Source organism: Kitasatospora sp. NPDC056800, from assembly GCF_042789775.1.
Lineage (GTDB): Bacteria > Actinomycetota > Actinomycetes > Streptomycetales > Streptomycetaceae > Kitasatospora.
Window position 1 is genome coordinate 1 of sequence record NZ_JBHUAL010000140.1, and the last position, 2,730, is coordinate 2,730.

Sequence of the window (2,730 nt, forward strand, 5' to 3'; positions counted from 1 at the left end):
ACAGAACTCCTTGAGGGGCTGGTCGACCTGGGCGCCGACCACGGACACCCCGGGGGGGTCCCCGACCACCCGGACGGGGCCCGCCCCCCGGGCGCCGGGGCCGGGGGCCCCCCCCCGTCCGGCCGGCCCCCGAGGCCGTGACTCCGGCAGGTGGCTCCGGTCAGAGCAGCTGGAAGGACCACTCCTGCTTCCAGCCGCCCTCGCAGCTCCACACCCCGAGCTGCTTGAAGTCGGAGTCGTGGGTAAGGCAGTCGTCGTCGCCGATCTGGACCCGGTACTTGCCGTTGCCGAGGCCGACGAACTCCCACTTCTGGTTGGCGGTGTCGCCCCACGCCTGCTGCTCGGCGACGTAGGTCTCGGGGTTCTCGGTGAGGTTGAACCCGAGGTCGTTGACGATCCGGTAGCGGTCCCCGCCCAGCGGCTTGATGGTCCAGCGGGACCCCTTCGCCCCCAGGATCCCGCCCACGATCGGCGAACCCCAGCTCGCGGTCTCGTTGGGGGCCGTCGCGCCCAGCCCGTTGGCGAGCTTCAGGAACAGCGGCCGCTCGGTCGGGATGTCGGAGGACGGCTTCGGCTTGGGCTTCGGGTCCGGGTTCGGCTTCGGGTCCGGCTTCGTCGGGGTGGTCGGGTCGGTCGGCGTGATCACGCCGCCGGACGTGGATTCGAGCACCCACCCCTGGTGCCAGTCCTGCTTGCAGGTCCACACGCCGAGCTGCTTGAAGTCGGCGTCGTGGGCGAGGCAGTCGTCGCCGGAGATCCGGATCTGGTACTTGCCGTTGCCGATCGCGGCGAGCTCCCACTTCTGCCGGGAGGAGTTGCTCCACGGCTGGAGTTCGGCCAGGTAGCCGCCGTTCTCGGTGAGTTCCAGCCCGTACGAGCTGGTGATCCGGTAGCGGCCGCCGCCCGCCGGGGAGAGCTTCCACTTGGACTCGTTGCCGCCCCGGAGCCCGGCGACGACCGACGCGCCGGCGGAGCCGTTGACCGGCACGGCGCCCAGGCCGTTGTCGAGCTTCAGGTACACCTCGGTGCCGGTGCCGCCGCCGGTGCCGCCGGGCGTGGGCGGGGTGGTGGTCGGCGGGGTGCCGCCCCAGGCCCAGTTCTGGTTGGGCGCGTCCCGCCGGTCCTCGGAGCCGCAGGCCCAGGCCGCCACCGTGCTGCCGTTGGCGGTCCGGCCGCTGAAGTCGTCGACGCAGACGTCCTTGGAGCGGTCGTCCTGGTCGGTCATGTGCCGGAAACCGCCGCCGGCCGACATGTTCCAGCGTTGTCCGGGGATCTCCAGGCAGTCCCACACCTGAAGCTTGGTCCCGTTCGCCGTCTTGTTGGCCTCCAGGTCGAGGCACTTGCCGTTGGCCGCCTGGAGCTTGTAGCCGTTGTACGTCCATTTCTGGGCGTCGCCACCGTTGCATTCCCACATCTGGACGGGGGTGCCGTTCGCGGTGCCGTTGCCGCTGACGTCCAGGCAGGCGTGATAGCCGGGGCCGCTGGAGTCGGGGGTCAGGCTGCCAGTCCTGGTGCCGTAGCCGGAGCGCGCGGGGAAGTGGACGGTGCGCACGTCGCCGTCGCACTTGTAGGGCCGCGCGGTGCCCGAGCGGCAGGTCCACGGCTCCTTCTTGACGGTGTCGCCGTCGTTGCCGGTGAACGCCCAGTTCAGGTAGCCGCCGTCGCCCCGGTTGCGGAAGGTCGAGTCCCCCTGGAAGACCCAGATCCGGAAGACGTCGTAGCCGGACGGCTCCTTCTTCTCCTTGTCCAGGAAGTGGTTGAGCTTGTAGGTGGTGTCGAGCAGCACCCCCCGCATGTCGGACTTGTACTCGTTCCGGAACCACTCGGTGTCGTACAGGTCGGTGCCCACGGTCTTGAACACCATGACGTTGAACCCCGGGAACTTCGCGCTCAACTTCGTCGCGGTGTTCTGGGTGAACTCCGCGTTGTCCAGCTTGTTGAGGTTGGCGGCGTCGTGCATCAGCCTGATCGTGTCGAAGGCGGAACTGATCAGCGCCGTCATGCAGTTGCCGCCGCCCGGCGAGGCCGGGGTCCCGCAGGTCTTGTCCACCGGGGCCGCCGCGGGCGCGGCCTGGGCCTGCGCGGTCAGGACGGAAACCACGGCGACGGCGGCGACCCCGCAGGCCAGGGCGCGTTTCAGGCGGGAGAGGAGGTGCAAGGTCGGAACCGTCTTTCTTCTCGGGGAAGTTGGATGGTGGCACCGGAAGTCCGCCGTCCCGCGGCTCCTGACGCGATCCATATGACAAGATCAAGAAGCCTGACGCCTTTCACGCGCCACCCCGGTCGGCGAGCCCCGCGGACCGACCTCGATCCCTGCGGCCCGGGCGAACGGCCGTCAGGGAGTCGTCAGAGATTGGAGGACCCGCGAGGTGTCCACATCACCGGAGTTCCGCGGCTTCGACCTGGTCCGGCGCGGCTACGACCGCGAGCAGGTCGACCACTACCTCAGGGCCCTGTCCGGGGCCGTTTCACTGCCGCCCGTGCCGGCGTTCGAGATCAGGTGGCGGGGCTACGACCGCGAGCAGGTCGACGCGCGCATCGCGGACCTGCTGCGCGGCGGGGGCAACAGGGGCGGCAGGGCGTAACCCCACGACCCCACTCGGCGGGCTCGGCGTGGGGGGGGGGGGGGGCGGCCGGGACCCCCCCCACCCCCCCCCCCCCCCCGCCCCCCCCCACCCCCCCCCCCCCCCCCCCCCCCCCCCCCCAAACCCAAACAACCCCCCCCCCCCC

2 protein-coding genes are annotated in these 2,730 nt (G+C 71.0%); one reads left to right on the forward strand and one right to left on the reverse strand.

The genetic code is table 11. The features are described 5' to 3' along the window. Positions 1–160 precede the first annotated feature (160 nt). Positions 161–2,158, reverse strand: coding sequence for a ricin-type beta-trefoil lectin domain protein (locus tag ACFRQN_RS26890; protein WP_380742692.1), 1,998 nt, complete (start codon positions 2,156–2,158; stop codon positions 161–163). Between the two features lie 211 nt (positions 2,159–2,369). Here ACFRQN_RS26890 and ACFRQN_RS26895 point away from each other — a divergent pair, with 211 nt between their 5' ends. Beyond that, positions 2,370–2,585 carry a hypothetical protein gene (locus ACFRQN_RS26895; protein WP_074005380.1) on the forward strand — a complete coding sequence of 72 codons (216 nt, stop codon included), beginning with the start codon at positions 2,370–2,372 and terminating at the stop codon, positions 2,583–2,585. Positions 2,586–2,730: the final 145 nt, after the last annotated feature.